This is a genomic window from Flavobacterium omnivorum (genome assembly GCF_900099915.1).
Lineage (GTDB): Bacteria > Bacteroidota > Bacteroidia > Flavobacteriales > Flavobacteriaceae > Flavobacterium > Flavobacterium omnivorum.
The window spans coordinates 19,766-36,017 of record NZ_FNDB01000023.1 but is presented as its reverse complement, the minus strand read 5'-3'; the positions used below and the strand labels follow the sequence as shown (position 1 = coordinate 36,017).

The 16,252-nt window shown below is 34.9% G+C and carries 16 protein-coding genes and 1 pseudogene; 4 read left to right on the top strand and 13 right to left on the bottom strand.

Annotated elements, in window-relative coordinates; translation table 11 throughout:
* Positions 1–295 precede the first annotated feature (295 nt).
* The 3 genes from BLS90_RS17180 (at position 296) to BLS90_RS15355 (ending at position 2,101) form a co-directional block, all read left to right on the top strand.
* A complete protein-coding gene (locus BLS90_RS17180; protein WP_231507447.1) occupies positions 296–469 on the top strand; it encodes a bacteriocin in 174 nt (57 codons plus the stop codon).
* A 24-nt stretch (positions 470–493) separates the two neighbouring features.
* A complete protein-coding gene (locus BLS90_RS16950; protein WP_091259184.1) occupies positions 494–679 on the top strand; it encodes a hypothetical protein in 186 nt (61 codons plus the stop codon).
* Positions 680–958: 279 nt separating this feature from the next.
* Positions 959–2,101 (top strand): HlyD family secretion protein, encoded by a 1,143-nt coding sequence (locus tag BLS90_RS15355; protein WP_175455503.1) that lies wholly within the window; start codon positions 959–961, stop codon positions 2,099–2,101.
* A 43-nt stretch (positions 2,102–2,144) separates the two neighbouring features.
* Here BLS90_RS15355 and BLS90_RS15350 read toward each other — a convergent pair whose 3' ends face one another.
* Positions 2,145–2,507, bottom strand: coding sequence for a four helix bundle protein (locus BLS90_RS15350; protein ID WP_091259183.1), 363 nt, complete (start codon positions 2,505–2,507; stop codon positions 2,145–2,147).
* 63 nt (positions 2,508–2,570) lie between these two features.
* On the opposite strand from BLS90_RS15350, the pseudogene BLS90_RS15345 reads away from it, so the two are divergent.
* Positions 2,571–4,739, top strand: a pseudogene (locus BLS90_RS15345) (peptidase domain-containing ABC transporter).
* 59 nt (positions 4,740–4,798) lie between these two features.
* On the opposite strand, the gene atpG reads toward BLS90_RS15345, so the two are convergent.
* The 12 genes from atpG to BLS90_RS15285 form a co-directional block, all read right to left on the bottom strand.
* Positions 4,799–5,659 (bottom strand): ATP synthase F1 subunit gamma, encoded by an 861-nt coding sequence (gene atpG / locus BLS90_RS15340; RefSeq protein WP_091259181.1) that lies wholly within the window; start codon positions 5,657–5,659, stop codon positions 4,799–4,801.
* Between the two features lie 71 nt (positions 5,660–5,730).
* Positions 5,731–7,308, bottom strand: coding sequence for a F0F1 ATP synthase subunit alpha (gene atpA / locus BLS90_RS15335; protein WP_091259179.1), 1,578 nt, complete (start codon positions 7,306–7,308; stop codon positions 5,731–5,733).
* 37 nt (positions 7,309–7,345) lie between these two features.
* Entirely contained in the window at positions 7,346–7,879 is a 534-nt protein-coding gene (gene atpH / locus BLS90_RS15330) for an ATP synthase F1 subunit delta (protein ID WP_091259177.1), read from the bottom strand.
* 2 nt (positions 7,880–7,881) lie between these two features.
* The gene (locus BLS90_RS15325; RefSeq protein WP_091259175.1) at positions 7,882–8,382 is read right to left on the bottom strand and encodes a F0F1 ATP synthase subunit B; all 501 of its coding nucleotides are present in this window, start codon (positions 8,380–8,382) and stop codon (positions 7,882–7,884) included.
* Positions 8,383–8,500: 118 nt separating this feature from the next.
* Positions 8,501–8,692, bottom strand: coding sequence for an ATP synthase F0 subunit C (atpE, locus tag BLS90_RS15320; RefSeq protein WP_073353856.1), 192 nt, complete (start codon positions 8,690–8,692; stop codon positions 8,501–8,503).
* Between the two features lie 105 nt (positions 8,693–8,797).
* Complete coding sequence (gene atpB / locus BLS90_RS15315; protein ID WP_091259171.1) at positions 8,798–9,931, bottom strand: F0F1 ATP synthase subunit A; 1,134 nt, start codon at positions 9,929–9,931, stop codon at positions 8,798–8,800.
* A 120-nt stretch (positions 9,932–10,051) separates the two neighbouring features.
* Positions 10,052–10,444, bottom strand: a complete 393-nt coding sequence (locus BLS90_RS15310; RefSeq protein WP_091259169.1) for a hypothetical protein — start codon at positions 10,442–10,444, stop codon at positions 10,052–10,054.
* The gene (locus BLS90_RS15305; protein ID WP_091259167.1) at positions 10,441–10,668 is read right to left on the bottom strand and encodes an AtpZ/AtpI family protein; all 228 of its coding nucleotides are present in this window, start codon (positions 10,666–10,668) and stop codon (positions 10,441–10,443) included. The genes BLS90_RS15310 and BLS90_RS15305 overlap by 4 nt, the downstream gene beginning before the upstream one ends.
* Positions 10,637–11,044, bottom strand: a complete 408-nt coding sequence (locus BLS90_RS15300; RefSeq protein ID WP_091259165.1) for a bactofilin family protein — start codon at positions 11,042–11,044, stop codon at positions 10,637–10,639. The genes BLS90_RS15305 and BLS90_RS15300 overlap by 32 nt, the downstream gene beginning before the upstream one ends.
* A gap of 2 nt (positions 11,045–11,046) precedes the next feature.
* Positions 11,047–13,674, bottom strand: a complete 2,628-nt coding sequence (gene porW / locus BLS90_RS15295) for a type IX secretion system periplasmic lipoprotein PorW/SprE (protein WP_245705127.1) — start codon at positions 13,672–13,674, stop codon at positions 11,047–11,049.
* 358 nt (positions 13,675–14,032) lie between these two features.
* Entirely contained in the window at positions 14,033–14,728 is a 696-nt protein-coding gene (locus tag BLS90_RS15290) for an ABC transporter ATP-binding protein (RefSeq protein WP_091259161.1), read from the bottom strand.
* A 48-nt stretch (positions 14,729–14,776) separates the two neighbouring features.
* The gene (locus tag BLS90_RS15285) at positions 14,777–16,246 is read right to left on the bottom strand and encodes a DUF5687 family protein (protein WP_091259159.1); all 1,470 of its coding nucleotides are present in this window, start codon (positions 16,244–16,246) and stop codon (positions 14,777–14,779) included.
* Positions 16,247–16,252 lie beyond the last annotated feature (6 nt).

Sequence of the window (16,252 nt, the reverse complement as noted above, 5' to 3'; positions counted from 1 at the left end):
TCAAAAAAACAGAGCACGAGGTTTTGGGTAAAGCTATTTGTTCCTCAAAAAACAAAGCATAAGGGAATAATTCAGCTGTATGGTAACCCTTTCAAAAATCAGAGCATGAAGCTTAGGTAAAGCTATTTGTTCTTCAAAAAACAAAGCATAAGGGAATAATTCAGCTGTACTGTAACCCTTTCAAAAAAAACAGAGCAAGGAGTTTGAAAGCTATGGTCTCTAAAAAAAACCAAGCACAAAAGTTCTCGAGAAACTTTTTATTGAAATGAAATGTGTAATTTTAAAAACTTAAAAAATGAATTTAGATAATTTGAATTTAGTGGAGCTTAATGCTCAAGAAGTTAAAGGAACAGAAGGTGGGTTTATACCTCTTCTAATATGGGGAATAGCAATATCTGCTGAAACTGTAGCTACTGCATTTTGGGTAGGAGTTGGTGTAGGTGCAGCAGTTGCTCAAGGACAAAAATAATGTTAAATATCAAAAAATTAAAATATGAATTTAGAAGCGTTGAATTTAAAGGAAATTAGTATCCAAGAGTCCAAAGAGACTGAAGGAGGTTATCTTGCTCCAGCAGTGATAGCCGTGGCTGCTGCAGGGGCTACAGTTGTTGGCGTTGTTGTTGTAGGTGCTTTAGTTGGATATGGCGTCTATAAATTTGTAGACTGGGCAACATCATAAAATTAACACAATGACTTATCATAAAATAATGCAATACTTAGCTCCTTATTGGTTTAAGATATTTATCATAGGTATTGCTTTAGGAGCGTTAATTGCTCATATTCAAAAGTTAAAAAATAACTTTTAAATCAAGATTTTTATTGTGAGACTGCCTATTTTATTAGGCAGTCTTTTTAGTATTGAAATAGTAATCAGTTAAAGGAAATTTGTTTGTTGGATTGCAGGTTCTCCATGTTTTTATTATCTATACAAACGTGTCTTATAAATTCACTAAAAAAAATGAACTTCAGTCAAGATCCCATAAACACTCTCGAAAACCTTATCGCAAAAAACAAAACCAAGAGTATTTCTATTTACTTGGTCTTGATTCTGGCTATACTTATTTTTCTGGCTCTATTGCCTGTCATCAAAATAGACATTAGCAGTCAGAGTCGCGGTATCGTGCGAAGTACTACTGACAATGTTCCAGTAAGTAGCTTAGTGAATGGCAAAGTAACTTTTATAAAAATAAAGAATAACCAAGTAGTGCAACAAGGAGATACCCTGATTGCCATTACCCAAGAAAATTTAAATACCGAGAAAGCCAATAATCAAGTGACGGCGGCTACTATTCAGGATCAAATTCATGATTTAACTCAAGTTACACAAGGCAGGGCTACGGGTTTTAAAACACTTGCTATGCAGCAAGAGTGGCAGAGTTACAATAATAAAAGAGAGGAATTGCAAAGCAAAATTGCCCAATCAAAAATAGTATATGACCGAAACAAACAGTTGCATGATAAGGGCATAATTGCCAAAGCTGAATTTGAGAAATATAGTTTTGATTATACGTATGCTCAGCAAGCACTTTCTGGTTTAGAAAAAAACCAACGTAGCCTTTGGCAAAACAGCAAACGAGAGCTACAAATGCAACTTCAAAACCTAAACGGCACCCTAGAAAAAATAAAAGTAGAAGCGCAAAACTATTATATAACAGCACCATTATCTGGAACTATAGAAAATTTCTCAGGAATTCAAGCTGGTTCTTTCTTGAACGCCTCTCAACCTATAGCCTCTATTTCGGCAATAGATCAATTGATTGTAGAAAGCACCGTTTCACCAAACGATATAGGTTTAATTAGAAAAAATCAAAAGGTGAAATTTCAACTCGATGCTTTCAATTACAACCAATGGGGTTTGCTAGAAGGAAAAGTAATCGATATTGACCGTAATATTACCATTCAAGGGGAACAAGCTTTTTTTAAAGTACGATGCGCACTGAATACTACCGCAATGCAATTGCAATCCGGTTACAAAACCCAAATTACAAAAGGAATGACCCTAACCACACGATACATCATTACAAGAAGAAGCTTATTTGATTTAGTGTTTGACAAAGTAGATGATTGGCTCAACCCGAAACAAGTAGTAATTAGCAAGTAGTAATTAGTACTTGCTGAAATTTCTACTTTCTACTTACTAATTACTACTTCTCTAAGCTTTCTTTCATTTTTTTAGTTATGGCGACCAAAAGCTTTAGTATTTCAATACAATCCGTAGACAATGAATCAAATTCCGTTTTTGTGACGTATTCCGTTTCAAATAATAGTTCAATCCAATACTGGGTTTCGTTTGCTTCTTTTAAAGCAATGTACAATTTGTTCAGAAAATCTTTTCTGCTTTGGGCAAATTCACTTTCTTTAATTAAAGCACCAATTGCTGTTCCACTGCGAAGCATTTGTTTAGACAAAACAAATTCTTTTTTCTCTGTTTGTAAATACTTAAAAGTATTGATAATTCTAATTGCAAATTTTTTTGACTTTATATGGATAAGATTATCGTTTTTCATAAAGAAATTAATTTATAGAAAATCAAAATTACTAATTTCCAACTACTAATTTCTAATTATATAATGGCCTCAATAAAAATAAAACAACATGATATCAAAGATTGTGGTGCTGCTTGTCTCGCTTCTATTGGCAATCATTACAAAGTTAATCTGCCAATAGCCAGAATTCGTCAATATGCCAATACCGATAAACGAGGTACCAATGTGCTGGGGATAATTGAAGCTGCAGAAAAAATGGGTTTTTCTGCCAAGGGAGTAAAAGGAGGCATCGATGCTATTGATAAAATTCCGCTCCCTGCTATTGCTCACGTGGTGGTAAAAGAACAATTGCATCATTACATCGTAGTCTATAAAGTTGAAAAGTCGAAGGTCGAAAGCCAATCAAAGATTACAGCAATGGATCCTGCTTTTGGGAAAATGCAAACCTACACTTTTGAAGAATTTCAAAAAATCTGGACTGGCGTATTAATTCTTTTTGCCCCGAATGATGATTTTAAGGAATACAACGAAAAAGTTTCTCCTTTAAAACGCTTTTGGCATTTGGTACAGCCACACAAAACCATTTTAGTTCAGGCTTTGGTTGGTGCCATACTTTTCACCGTTTTAGGATTGGCCATGTCCATTTATATCCAAAAAATTACTGATTATGTTTTGGTGGAAGGCAACAGAAATTTACTGAATCTGCTGAGTGTTTCCATGATTATCATCATTATACTGCAAGCCTACATCGGTTCCAAAAAGAGTGTTTTTGTTATGAAAACAGGGCAGTTGATTGATGCCAAATTAATTTTGGGATACTATAAACATTTGCTTCATCTGCCGCAACGATTTTTTGACACGATGCAAGTGGGTGAAATCACATCCCGAATTGGCGATGCTGTAAAAATTAGATCCTTTATCAATGAAGTGGCGATTGATATGATTGTCAATATCTTCATCGTGATTTTTTCCTTCACATTGATGTTTACCTATTATTGGAAATTAGCGTTGGTGATTCTGTTGGTAATTCCATTTTATGGAGCTATTTATTATATATTAAATAGGTTTAATAAAAAAGTGGAACGCGTTATCATGGAGAATGCCGCCGAATTACAAACACAATTGGTAGAAAGTGTTACGCATATCAGAACGGTAAAAGAATTTGGAATCGAAGACTTTTCGAATCTTAAAACGGAAAATAAATTTGTAAAGCTATTGTTTACCACCTACAAATCAGGTTTAAACAGTGTTTTTGCTGGGACTTCCACCCAATTTCTGGCTTCGATATTTACTGTTATTTTGATGTGGATTGGTTCGGGTTACGTGATTGACAGAGCGATTACTCCCGGTGAGTTATTTTCCTTTTATGCTTTGATTGGCTATTTTACTTCGCCAGTTGCTTCCTTGATTGGGATGAATAAAACAGCACAAAATGCACTGATCGCTGCTGACAGGCTTTTTGAAATAATGGATTTAGAACGAGAAGAAACAGAAAATAAAGTCGAATTGCAGAGAGAAAACATGGGAGATATAAAATTCGAAAATGTAACTTTTCGTTATGGCTCTCGAACAGAAGTTTTCAAACATTTTAATGCTGTTTTCAAGAAAAATGAAACCACGGCTATCGTTGGCGAAAGCGGAAGTGGTAAAACGACACTGATTTCACTATTGCAAAACTTATATCCAATAAAAGAAGGGAAAATTTATATTGGAGAGTACGACTCTCAATTTATTCATTATCAGAGCCTACGTAATTGTATTGGTGTCATTCCACAACAGCTCAATCTGTTTTCAGGAAATATCATCGAAAACATCGCTTTAGGTGATTCCTTTCCTAATATTCAACGTATTTTAGATTTATCCAAACAATTGGTAATTACAGAATTTGTGGAGAAATTGCCCAATGGTTTTGAAACCCAAATTGGTTAAAATGGTGCCATGCTCTCTGGAGGACAGAAACAACGCATTGCTATAGCAAGAGCTTTGTATAAAAACCCAGAAGTTTTATTAATGGATGAAGCCACTTCTTCATTAGACACTAATTCGGAGCGCATTGTAAAAGAAGTGATTGATAATTTTAAATCTCAGGGGAAAACGGTTATAGTAATTGCCCATCGATTGAGTACTATAGCTAATGCCGATACTATTTTGGTAATGGAAAATGGTACTATAGTAGAGTCCGGAAATCATAATGCATTATTAGAACAAAAAGGAAAGTATTCTGATTTATGGAATAAACAAGGATTGGTATAAAAATAAAAAAGGCATTTGAACTTAGTTCAAACGCCTTTTTTATGTGCTTTTATTTCGAATTATCCATTCAACGCTTCAGCACCACCAACAATCTCTAAGATCTCGTTAGTAATAGAAGCTTGACGTGCTTTGTTGTATGTCAATTTCAATTGATTTCTTAATTCTGTTGCGTTATCAGTTGCTTTGTGCATGGCAGTCATACGCGCTCCGTGCTCTGAAGCAAATGAATCACGAATTCCTTTATACAATTGTGTTTTTAATGATTTTGGAATCAAAGTCAACACAATTTCTTCTTTTGAAGGTTCAAAAATATAATCTCCTGTCGAAACCGGTACATCAGATTTTATAGGTGCCAATGGTAAAAACTGCTCCGTTTGAACAATTTGTGTTGCTGCATTTTTAAATTGGTTGTAAATCAACTCAATTTTATCGTATTCACCAGAAACGAATTTCTCGGTTAACAAGTCTGCTATTACAGCCACATTTTCAAAAGTCAAATCGTCAAATACAGCACTTTGATTGTCTACAACAGGAAGTGTTTTACTTAAAACATCATTTCCTTTTTTACCGATAGCAAAAACATCCACCTCTTTTCCAGCATAAAATTCTGCACGGCTTCTGGCTTCTTTAATGGCATTGGTATTAAAAGCGCCAGCCAAACCCCTATTAGAAGTTATTACAACTAGCAACACTTTTTTAACTTCGCGTTGTATTGTAAATTCACCCCCTGCATCACCTTCAAGGGTAGCAGAAAGATTTTGCAATAGTTCCGTTAATTTTTCGGCATAAGGGCGCATTGCTGTGATCGCATCTTGTGCTTTCTTTAGCTTTGCTGCAGAGACCATTTTCATCGCTGATGTAATTTGCATCGTAGATGAAACGGAAGTAATTCTATTACGGATTTCCTTTAAATTTGCCATTTTATTTATAGTGAAGAGTGAGTTGTGAAAAGTGAATAGTCAAAACTACTCACTTTTCACTTTTCACTAAATTAGTTATATTTTGCTGATAATTCTTTTGCTACAGTTTCGATTACATCTGTAATTTCATCTGTTAGTTTTCCTGCTTTCAACGCATCAAGAGTAGCTCTGTGTTTATTGTTTAAGTATTCTAAGAAATCTTTCTCAAATTCTCTTACTTTATTTACAGGAACGTTTCTCAATAAGTTTTTAGAACCAGCATAGATAATAGCAACTTGGTCTTCAACAGTATATGGATCGTTCAAACCTTGTTTCAAGATCTCAACGTTTCTTTTTCCTTTTTCAATTACGTTTAAAGTAACGGCATCAAGATCAGAACCAAACTTTGCAAACGCTTCCAATTCACGGAATTGTGCTTGATCCAGTTTTAAAGTACCTGCAACTTTTTTCATTGATTTAATTTGTGCATTTCCACCCACACGAGATACCGAGATACCTACGTTAATAGCTGGACGAACCCCTGAGTTAAACAAATCTCCATCCAAGAAAATTTGACCATCAGTAATCGAAATTACGTTTGTTGGGATGTATGCAGAAACGTCACCCGCTTGAGTTTCAATAATTGGTAAAGCAGTCAATGAACCACCCCCTTTTACAATTGATTTCAATGAATCTGGTAAATCGTTCATGTCTTTAGCAATTCCATCATCTGCAATTACTTTACAAGCACGCTCTAATAATCTACTGTGTAAGTAGAAAACGTCTCCAGGATATGCTTCACGTCCCGGTGGTCTTCTTAATAAAAGAGAAACCTCACGATACGCCACCGCTTGTTTAGATAAATCATCATAAACAATTAAAGCTGGACGACCTGAATCTCTAAAATATTCTCCAATTGCAGCACCTGCGAAAGGAGCATACACTTGCATTGGAGCTGGATCAGAAGCATTAGCAGCAACAATAATGGTATACGCCATTGCTCCTTTTTCTTCTAACATTTTAGCAATTCCTGCTACAGTTGACGCTTTTTGTCCAATTGCAACATATATACAGAATACTGGCTTCCCAGCATCGTAAAATTCTTTTTGATTTAAGATCGTATCGATACAAACAGTTGATTTCCCTGTTTGACGGTCACCAATAACTAGCTCACGTTGTCCACGACCTACTGGAATCATAGCATCTACTGCTTTGATACCTGTTTGTAATGGTTCAGTAACGGGTTGACGGAAGATAACTCCAGGAGCTTTTCTTTCCAAAGGCATCTCGTATAAATCTCCACCAATTGGTCCTTTTCCATCAATTGGAAAACCAAGGGTGTTTACAACACGACCTACCATTTGTTCTCCTACTTTAAGAGAAGCAATACGTTGTGTTCTTTTTGCAGTTGAACCTTCTTTGATTCCTGTTGATGGTCCTAAAAGTACCACACCTACATTGTCTTCTTCAAGGTTCAAAACAATAGCTTCTAAGCCATTGTCAAATTCAACTAATTCTCCATATTGAACATTAGAAAGCCCGTAAACACGAGCAATACCATCTCCAACTTGAAGTACTGTTCCTACTTCTTCTAGTGTAGCACCAGATTCAAAACCTTCTACTTGCTTTCTTAATATTGCTGAAATTTCAGCAGGTTTAATTTCCGCCATTTTATTTATAATTTAAACACTTAAATGTGCAATAAAACTAATTACTTAACTCTCTTTTTAATACTTGTAATCTGTTGGCTATTGAAGCGTTGTATTGCTTATCGCCTATTCTTAAAATAAATCCTCCAATAATTGAAGCATCTACTGTATTTTCAATTGTAATCTTCTTATCTGAAAGTATTGCTATTGTCGCTTTCACTTTTGCTTCTAATGCAGCATCCATAGGAACAGCGGTAGTAACTTTAGCTACTTCAATACCATTCATAACGTCAGATAATTTGCTGTATTCTGTAGCAATACCTTCTAGAATTTCGAATCTTTTGTTTTCAAATAACAAATGAAATAACCCTTGAGTAACTAAATCAATACCTGCAAAAACTTCCAAAAGTGCTTTCTCCTTCACCTCCACTTTTAAAGTTGGATTTTGGATAAAAGTACTCAATTCTAAATTTCCATTGATTGTTGAAGCAATCAATTTCATATCGTTATTTACAACTTCGGCAACTCCTTTTGAGTTTGCTAAATCTAAAATTGCTGTTGCATAACGAATTGCTGCTCTTGTACTTGCCATAATTAGTTCAGTTTTACGTCACCTAACAATTTCTCCACTAATTTAGTTTGAGCTTCTTTGTTAGACAATTCGTCTTTCAATAATCTTTCAGCAATACTCAATGATAAAGTAGAAACTTGTAATTTCAACTCAGCCATAGCTGCATTTTTTTCACCTTCAATTGCTACTTTCGCTTGTTCGATCATTTTCAATCCTTGAACTTGCGCTTCGTTTTTAGCATCAGCAACCATTTTTTCTTTCATTTCACGAGCCTCTTTAAGCATGTTGTCACGCTCTAATCTAGCTTCTTGTAAAATACGTTGGTTGTCAGCTTGAAGATTTTGCATTTCTTTTCTAGCATTTTCAGCAGAAAGTAAGGCATTCTTGATTCCTTCTTCTCTATCATTAACTGCATCAAGAATTGGCTTCCAAGCGAATTTTTTTAACAAGAGTATTAATCCAACAAATAGTACTATCTGCCAGATAAACAAACCAAACGAAAAATCATTTATTAACTTATCCATTATATCTAATTATAAATTTTAAAGTATGTATTGCTTTTAATCGCAATTTGTAATGTTTAAATTTTAAAAACAATAGTTACAACCAACCGTTGCAACTATTGTTTTCTTTTAGTTTTAATTAAGATGCGAATAACGCAGCAAAACCAATACCTTCAATAAGTGCAGCTGCGATAAGCATAGCTGTTTGGATTTTTCCAGAAGCCTCTGGTTGACGAGCAATAGCGTCCATTGCTGAACCACCAATTCTACCAATACCTAAACCTGCTCCGATAACAATCAATCCTGCTCCTACAATAGTTGGAATTTCCATAATATATAAATTAAAAATTAAACATTCTTATTAATAGTCTAAAGTTGTTAAGTCTAATGTCATAAAGTCCAGTTGACTTTAAACCTTCGACGTTTGACTTTCGACTTAATGGTGAGCCTCTTCGTGATGATGCTCTTCGTTTCCTGCTCCAAAATACAGTGCAGATAACATGGTGAAAATATAGGCTTGTAAAAAAGCTACTAATATTTCAAGTATCGAAAGTGCAAATGCCAAACCAAATGACAATGTACTTCCAATCCAACTTTTGAATATAAACATTAAACCAATGATACTCATCAAAACAACGTGTCCTGCTAACATGTTAGCGTACAAACGTATCATTAATGAAAAAGGCTTAATGATTGTTCCTAACAATTCTATTGGAGCCAAGATAAATTTCATTGGAGTTGGCACACCTGGCATCCAGAAAATGTGTCCCCAATAATTTTTATTTGCTGTTAAAGTTGTTATGATATAAGTTAATAAAGCTAACGATACTGTAATGGCTATATTTCCAGTTACATTAAACCCAAATGGCATCAATCCTAAAATATTAAGGAAAAGAATAAAGAAAAATATTGTAAGCAAATAGCTCATGTATTTTTTATAGTTTTTCTCTCCAATGTTTGGAATTGCAATTTCGTCACGCACATACAAAACAAGTGGTTCAAAAATACGTCCTACTCCTGAAGCGATCCCGTTATTTTTAGCATATGATTTTGCCAAACTTGAAAACAACACAAACATAAACAGTGAAACTAACATTATGCCAATAACACTTTTAGTGATTGAGAAATCTATCGGTCTAGCATTCGTTGGATGACCATGCTCTTCTATCAAAGCGCCATCCGCCTCCGTTTTGTATATTTTCTCATGGTGCAACACATAGAAGTTTCCATTGTGTTCTGCTGTTTCCTCACCATGGTGGAATTTTGAAGAAGAAAAAACTTGCAAACCGTTGTCCCAAAGAATAATTGGCAAAGAAAAACCATTATGCGCTCCAGTTGCCTCATCAACATTGAAAGTAAAATCATGCGCATCTAAAAGGTGATGATTGATAAATTCCTTGATTTTAGATTTTACATCTGTTGGTTCAGCAAGAGCTCCTTCGGTTGCCTGATGAGCAACTTCAGTTTGTACTTTTACAGTATCCTGTTCAGGATTTGCAAAACTAATTAGAGGAAGACACGCAACTAAAGTCGCTACTATAAATCGAAGTGGTTTGTTTGAAATCACCATAACAGTTAATTATCTTAATTTATTACGTTTCTGAAATTTGGTGCAAATGTACATCTTTTATTAATATTCAAAAGAATATAAAAATTTATTTTCGATGGATTTGTTCCTTAAATCACATATTCATTGCTTTTCGTTTAATATCCGTATTGTTAATATCGTTTCAATTGCTAAAAAGATAATAAACATCATAAAAAAATTAATTTTCTCTAATGTATTTTCCCCGCTTGTCACCTGCAATATAGGTTTTAAAATTACATAACAAACAATCATTTTGATACTTGTGCTCAAAAGAAAAGACATCCCAACATTGTCAAAACTACGTTCTTTAACTTTCAACAAAACTACAAATACCATAATTGACAATACTAAAAACAAGAGATATAGCGTTTCTATAGAATAATAAAAAGACGTGTCGTTTATATCTAAAGTATAAAAAAGAACGCGATGAATAAGGTATGCTAATCCTACAAGTGCCGTTAAAGACAAAAGCGGTCTGTATTTTTTTAAACTCATTGTGTTTTATTAATTTCGTTTACTTGCCGAATCACGTTATACAACGCCAGTACAACACCAACGAATACTAAAATTTTGGTATAATACACCTTGGGATTGGAATGATTTTCATCTAACCAGTCTCCAAGATAGGAGAACAAGAAAATAATAACACCCATTTGAATGGGAATATTAATAAGTGCAAGCCATTTATTAGGCCTTTTTTGAGGCGGTTTGTTGTCCATTAGTCGGCATTTGATTTTTAGTATTGGTTTTCATTGCGCACGATGCACTAAAATCAGCACCTGGTTCCACCGATAATTTACCTACGATTACTTCACCATGAATACTGGCTTTCGATTTTACATTTAGCACCTCCGTTACCTGAATTTTACCGTCAAATTTGCCTTCGATATCTGCATTTTTACATACAATATCTCCTGTGACACTTCCTGCAGGGCCAATTACAATTTTCCCGCCAGACTCAAAATTACCAATCAATTTTCCGTCTAATCTAAAATCAGCTTGTGAAATAATATCCCCTTTGATCGTGGTTCCTTCTACTATTCTATTGGTCTTTCCTAGAAGATCAGTATATGATTTTTGTTTTTTATCAAACATAATTATTGCTTTTTAAAGGCTAAATACGTTTCAATATTTTTTTTGATTTGGATGACTTTATAATTTTCGCCTGAAACTACTATAGCCGTATCAGTAATTTTATATTTTATATTTTCTTCTAGCACCAATGCAATATCCTCTGCGTAGGCCTTTGATTTTATTCCATGTATCGTGATGAAATTTCCTTTATCTGTGTAAATATCATACGAATAATACATTTTTTGAAGGTTTTCACTAGCCAAGAATACTTTTATTTTTTCTTCTAGCGCTTTGGTATTTTTATCATCGCGTGCACCCACTTGATATAAAATTTTCCAGTTATTTGAATCTGTTGTAACAAATTCCATTTTTTCTAAAAACGGAATTTGATCATTCAATATCAATAGGGCATTTTTCCCCTCTTCACTATTTGGATAATTATCTGCAACCACTTGCAGCGCGTTTTTGTAAGCGGTAACCCCTTTTAGTTTGCCTATGACATTGGCTTTAAGCAGTTCGAATTTAGATCCAATCTCTTCGCCTGAAAACTGAGTAATAAGAGCATCGGAATTCTCTAAAACCAAAACAAATTGCTCTTGTTGAAACAATTTATACCACTTGTTATAGACGCTTTCTGGCGAGTCAATTGCTGAAATCACACTTGGATTCGTGTTGTTTATAATTTGGGCATAGCGGGAATCCGGATACTGCGTTACGATTCTGTTTTTCATCGCCTCTGCTTTGTTGCTACCGTTGATTTGATATAACTTATACAAATTGTACATAGCAGGAAGTATCAGTTTTTCCTCTGGATTATTGTTTAATAATTGTTCTAATTTAGCGATAGCCAAATCATTTTCTTTGAATTTTTCTTTATAAATAATTCCCAATTGATAATAGGCAAAATTGCGTTCTTTATTAATGCTGTCTAATTCTATTTGTCCGGTCGGAAGTTGTTTTAAATAATAATCCGTAGTGTACTGCTCTGCAACTATTATGATGTCCGATTCCTTTTTTGTACCTTTCTTTTCCAAAGTCAAAGAATCAGCAGTTACTGTACTTACATTCCCTGATGGAAGTCTCCAATTCCCATTTAAAGCCCTGTCTCCCCATATTTTTTTAAATTCTAATTTACCAAAAGCCACGGTTGTAAAATTATAAAAGTAGAATGTACTCGCTCCAGCCTGCGCATTAATTGACGCCACTGTAGGTGGAGTCATTGTCGATTTACGGTTTGGTCTTATCGGATCTTGAGTAGAAACGGGATCACTAGAAGATGGTGAATTATTACGTGCAGTGTTTTCTTGTATCACTTTATTTTTTTCTTCTAAGAGCCTTTTAACCTCATCTTGTTCCTTTAATTTAGTAATGTATTTTTCATAATAAGAGGAACGATCCGCAGGATTCATTGCCACTACATTTAGAATACTATCGTTTCGCTTTGCTAACGTCTCGTATAAAATCACTTCATCGAGATTGCTTCTGATTTTTTGAATTTTACCAAACTCTCTGGTTTTCTTATCTAACTTGACTAAAGTACTGTCGTAGTATTTTGCCGCCAACGGATATTCCGCGTTTCTAAAATACATGTTTCCTAAATTTCTATAATTAGAGGCTACTAAATAGCTATCTTTCGAATTCGTTTTTAAGGAGGCGTTGTACAACTCCATTGCCGTTTTCCGATTATTTTGCTTGTCATGATACACCGCCATTTGATGAAAAATCAAATCTTTGTAGGGACGATTTTCCCGGTCTTGCATCAGTGTATTGAAGGTTTTTACAAAAGAAATCGTATCGCCAATTTTGTAATCAAACAACTCCGCTTTTTTAGCATGTGCTTGAATGACAAATTTTCGCTCCGCTTTTCGGTTCATACTAATTACTTCCTGGTAGGCTGCAACAGCACTGTCTTTATACCCCAACTCTTGATACAATTGTCCTAAAACAAAACGGTATCTTGCTCTTTCCTGATTTACTTTAGTGAATGCGATGGCTTTTTTTATTTTGGCCACAGCGCTATCTTTTTCTTCCAAGTTTAAAAAAGAGGCCGCTAAAAGAGCGTTTGCGTCTGCAAAAACTTGTTTCTTTACTTCATGATCATCTAATAATTTACTAATGTTTTTTATCACCAAAGCATCATTTCCCAGACGCATGTTGGTTTTTTCTCGCCATATTTTAGCTTCGTAAATCTTGCTGCTGTTGGGGTATTTATAGAGAATGTAATTGAATGCATCGAGAGCCGGCACAAACCGTTGGTCATAATACCTCGCTTTTCCAAGCATGAGATACGCTTCATCAATTTGACTATTTTTTTCTCTGCCTCCAATATTCATGGAGTGTTTCTGAATGGCTTTGGTCGCTTTGGTTTCAGCCAATTCAAAATCAGCATTTATTGGTTTTGTGGTAGCGGTGAAGTCCTCTACAATTTGCATTTTTTCTGGAGGTAAAAGTTGCCAGAAGTCATCATCATCATTGGATTTTAAGGTTTGAACTCCTTTGTCTAAGCCTACCTTACCGTTGTATAAAATGTTATACTTGGTGCTTAAGGCATGAGAATTCCGTGCCAAAAAAGTATCTTTCTTAGTAGAACAAGCTACCAAAAAAGCAAAAAACAACAAGAAGGGTAACGGTTTAAATATATTGATTTTCAAGGGAAAACGTTTTTATCAATTAACTTTTAAATATGCTTTTTAGTATACTGACTGGTAAAAATACGTTTCTTTTTGACATCGTGAAAATTATCCGGGTTTATTTGACTCTTTTGCGTGCGTGAGGGATGGAAGCGGCATCCTTTATTTTCTTTCTTTAAGAAAATAAAGATACAGCGTACAGCCCGACCCGAAGTTTTTCACGAAGGGTCACGCCCAAAGTAAAATCTAAAAGACTTACAGCTAGTTTTTGATTTAAAAGCCTAAAAATAAACCGCTAATTAGCATAGTAAACATTTAAATTAATAAATGAAATTAGCGCAGTAGCGGCATACTTTTTTATGTGATTGTTAGGTTGAATTTAAACTGCAAAAAACAGTTCCAATTCCCTTAAGGTTTCTGGTGAAGTTTGAATATCCTTGACCACTTCGCCTTTGTGCATAGCAACAATCCTGTCGCTTACCTCAACGGTATGCTGTAAATCGTGGCTAGAAACCAAAACAGTAATCTCTGGATTATCGGCTAGGTCTTTAATGATTTTTTTTAAACGGAATTGAGTGGTTGGGTCTAAATTAGCAAAAGGTTCGTCCAGAATAATCACTTCCGGATTCCCAATTAAGGTAGCGATGATGCCTACTTTTTTCTGATTCCCTTTGGATAAATCGCGTAAATATTTCTTGTTTTTCAGGATTTCTCCGTTAAAAAATTCTTCGTGTTTGGCTAATAATGCATCGACATCGGCTTTGTTTTGTCCGCGTAAATCACCTATGAAGTAAAAATATTCTTCGGGAGTCAAATAGCCAATTAAGAAACTTTCATCTAGGAAAGAGGCGGTGAAGGGTTTCCAAGATTCGCTGGTGTTTACTTGTACGCCATGGTTGACAATGTTTCCTGTTGAAGGCTGGATTAAATCCAATAAAAGACTGAAAAAAGTAGTTTTTCCGGCGCCGTTATTGCCAACTAAACCAAAGCTTTCGCCTTTTTTTATCTCTAAAGTATCTATTTTTAACACTGTTGTTCCGTTGTATGTTTTGGAAAGGTTGTTTACTTGTATCATTTTTGAAAAAGTTTGTTCGGTTATTTATTGATTTCGTTAATCGCTAGATTATCCTTTTTGTTTGTATGCGGCAATGGTAGCGTATTTCTCTGCTTTGTAGATTTTTTCGATCAAGGAGAACGCTTTGTCTTTGAAAGCAAAACCAATTATTCCTGTCCCTGCTACCAGCGCTAAGCCTATATTTGGGTTTCCATATTTAGAACCTAGCCAATACAGCAAAACCGGTAATCCTAATTGCGGGATTGAGATAAGCATGGTTTTTACATTGAATGCTTTTTTATCTCCAAAAGCACCTTTTCCGGAACTCAAATCAATAGGTGTTTTAGTGTACGCACCACCTAGTAAAACCAAATGAGAATTGACTCCGATATTATAAATCGCACCCACAACAATGGTTAAATAAACATGAACCCCAAAATAGAGATAGAATGACGCTATGGTTGTGGTTACAATTGTAGCAATTACCATAAGCCACCACTTCGAACTCAAATAGCCTTTGTACGGAATGTTTTGCGTCATCATTAACTGGTAATACGCGCTGTCCCAACTGGGTACAAATTGTCCGAAAGTGATAAGGAATCCTCCGGAAACGAAAATCCCGGCAAAAATGTGCATTACAGGGTTATTGTAAACTGCAATTGCATTAGTAAAGAACAAAAAGCCATAAAATAGAAACATGACGCTCAATCCCACAGTGGTTTTAGAACGTTTGTTTCTTTTGATTAATTTTATGTCGTTTTTCAGGAAGGTTCCTATGGTTCCAAATTGGTTTAACCAAGTCAGCTCCTCTGTTTTGGCTTCATCATGTTTGTTTGACAATCCCGCATCGAGGTATAAATTCTTTTTGAAATACTGAAAAGTAATATAATACAACGCGATTAAAGCTAATACTGGAATGGAAAAAGCCCAATACGTATTGAAAATAGCATTGAAAAATGGCGCTGTAATTTCCGTGATATTGAAAAGTCCGTAATAGTGTAATCCTCCTAAAACAGCTGCTATTACTAAGAAAATGGCGAATAAATTATCCTTATTACTCAGTAGAATATTCAGAAAATTGTTGATGTACAGCAATGAAAAGATGGCAGTGTACCAAAGCACTACGGAAAGCACATCATAGCCTTCGATGATTAGTACCACGCTAAACGGAATCAGGAAAAAAGCGTGCACCAAATTGAAGAAGGACAAAACCGTTTTTCCTAATGAGAAATGTACAATTGTCGATTTTTTGATTGGGAAAACCAGCATCGGGCGAATGTTTAAAACTGGGATTTTTTGCAATAGCAATCGGATAATCAAATCCATCAACACATAATAAATCATAAACTTATTTACCGTTGCAACTGGATCCATGTTCTCTTTCTTGAGGATGTAAAAAACACCAATTCCCAAGGCTAAGAAAATTAGAATAAAATAAACGGCGACAAAACCCATCAGGATTTTTAAAGCTAGATTGGTCGCGAACGAAGCCGATCTAATAAATGCTTTCCATTCGAGATAAAGGAATTTTTGAATCATAGTTTG

Coding starts and splice junctions, on each gene's coding strand:
- atpB (WP_091259171.1), bottom strand. CDS start 9,931: ATGGTGATTTCAAACAAACCACTTCGATTTATAGTAGCGACTTTAGTT.
- BLS90_RS15310 (WP_091259169.1), bottom strand. CDS start 10,444: ATGAGTTTAAAAAAATACAGACCGCTTTTGTCTTTAACGGCACTTGTA.
- atpG (WP_091259181.1), bottom strand. CDS start 5,659: ATGGCAAATTTAAAGGAAATCCGTAATAGAATTACTTCCGTTTCATCT.
- atpH (WP_091259177.1), bottom strand. CDS start 7,879: ATGGCAAGTACAAGAGCAGCAATTCGTTATGCAACAGCAATTTTAGAT.
- atpE (WP_073353856.1), bottom strand. CDS start 8,692: ATGGAAATTCCAACTATTGTAGGAGCAGGATTGATTGTTATCGGAGCA.
- BLS90_RS15290 (WP_091259161.1), bottom strand. CDS start 14,728: ATGATACAAGTAAACAACCTTTCCAAAACATACAACGGAACAACAGTG.
- BLS90_RS15300 (WP_091259165.1), bottom strand. CDS start 11,044: ATGTTTGATAAAAAACAAAAATCATATACTGATCTTCTAGGAAAGACC.
- BLS90_RS15350 (WP_091259183.1), bottom strand. CDS start 2,507: ATGAAAAACGATAATCTTATCCATATAAAGTCAAAAAAATTTGCAATT.
- BLS90_RS15355 (WP_175455503.1), top strand. CDS start 959: ATGAACTTCAGTCAAGATCCCATAAACACTCTCGAAAACCTTATCGCA.
- BLS90_RS16950 (WP_091259184.1), top strand. CDS start 494: ATGAATTTAGAAGCGTTGAATTTAAAGGAAATTAGTATCCAAGAGTCC.
- atpA (WP_091259179.1), bottom strand. CDS start 7,308: ATGGCGGAAATTAAACCTGCTGAAATTTCAGCAATATTAAGAAAGCAA.
- BLS90_RS17180 (WP_231507447.1), top strand. CDS start 296: ATGAATTTAGATAATTTGAATTTAGTGGAGCTTAATGCTCAAGAAGTT.
- BLS90_RS15285 (WP_091259159.1), bottom strand. CDS start 16,246: ATGATTCAAAAATTCCTTTATCTCGAATGGAAAGCATTTATTAGATCG.
- BLS90_RS15325 (WP_091259175.1), bottom strand. CDS start 8,382: ATGGATAAGTTAATAAATGATTTTTCGTTTGGTTTGTTTATCTGGCAG.
- BLS90_RS15305 (WP_091259167.1), bottom strand. CDS start 10,668: ATGGACAACAAACCGCCTCAAAAAAGGCCTAATAAATGGCTTGCACTT.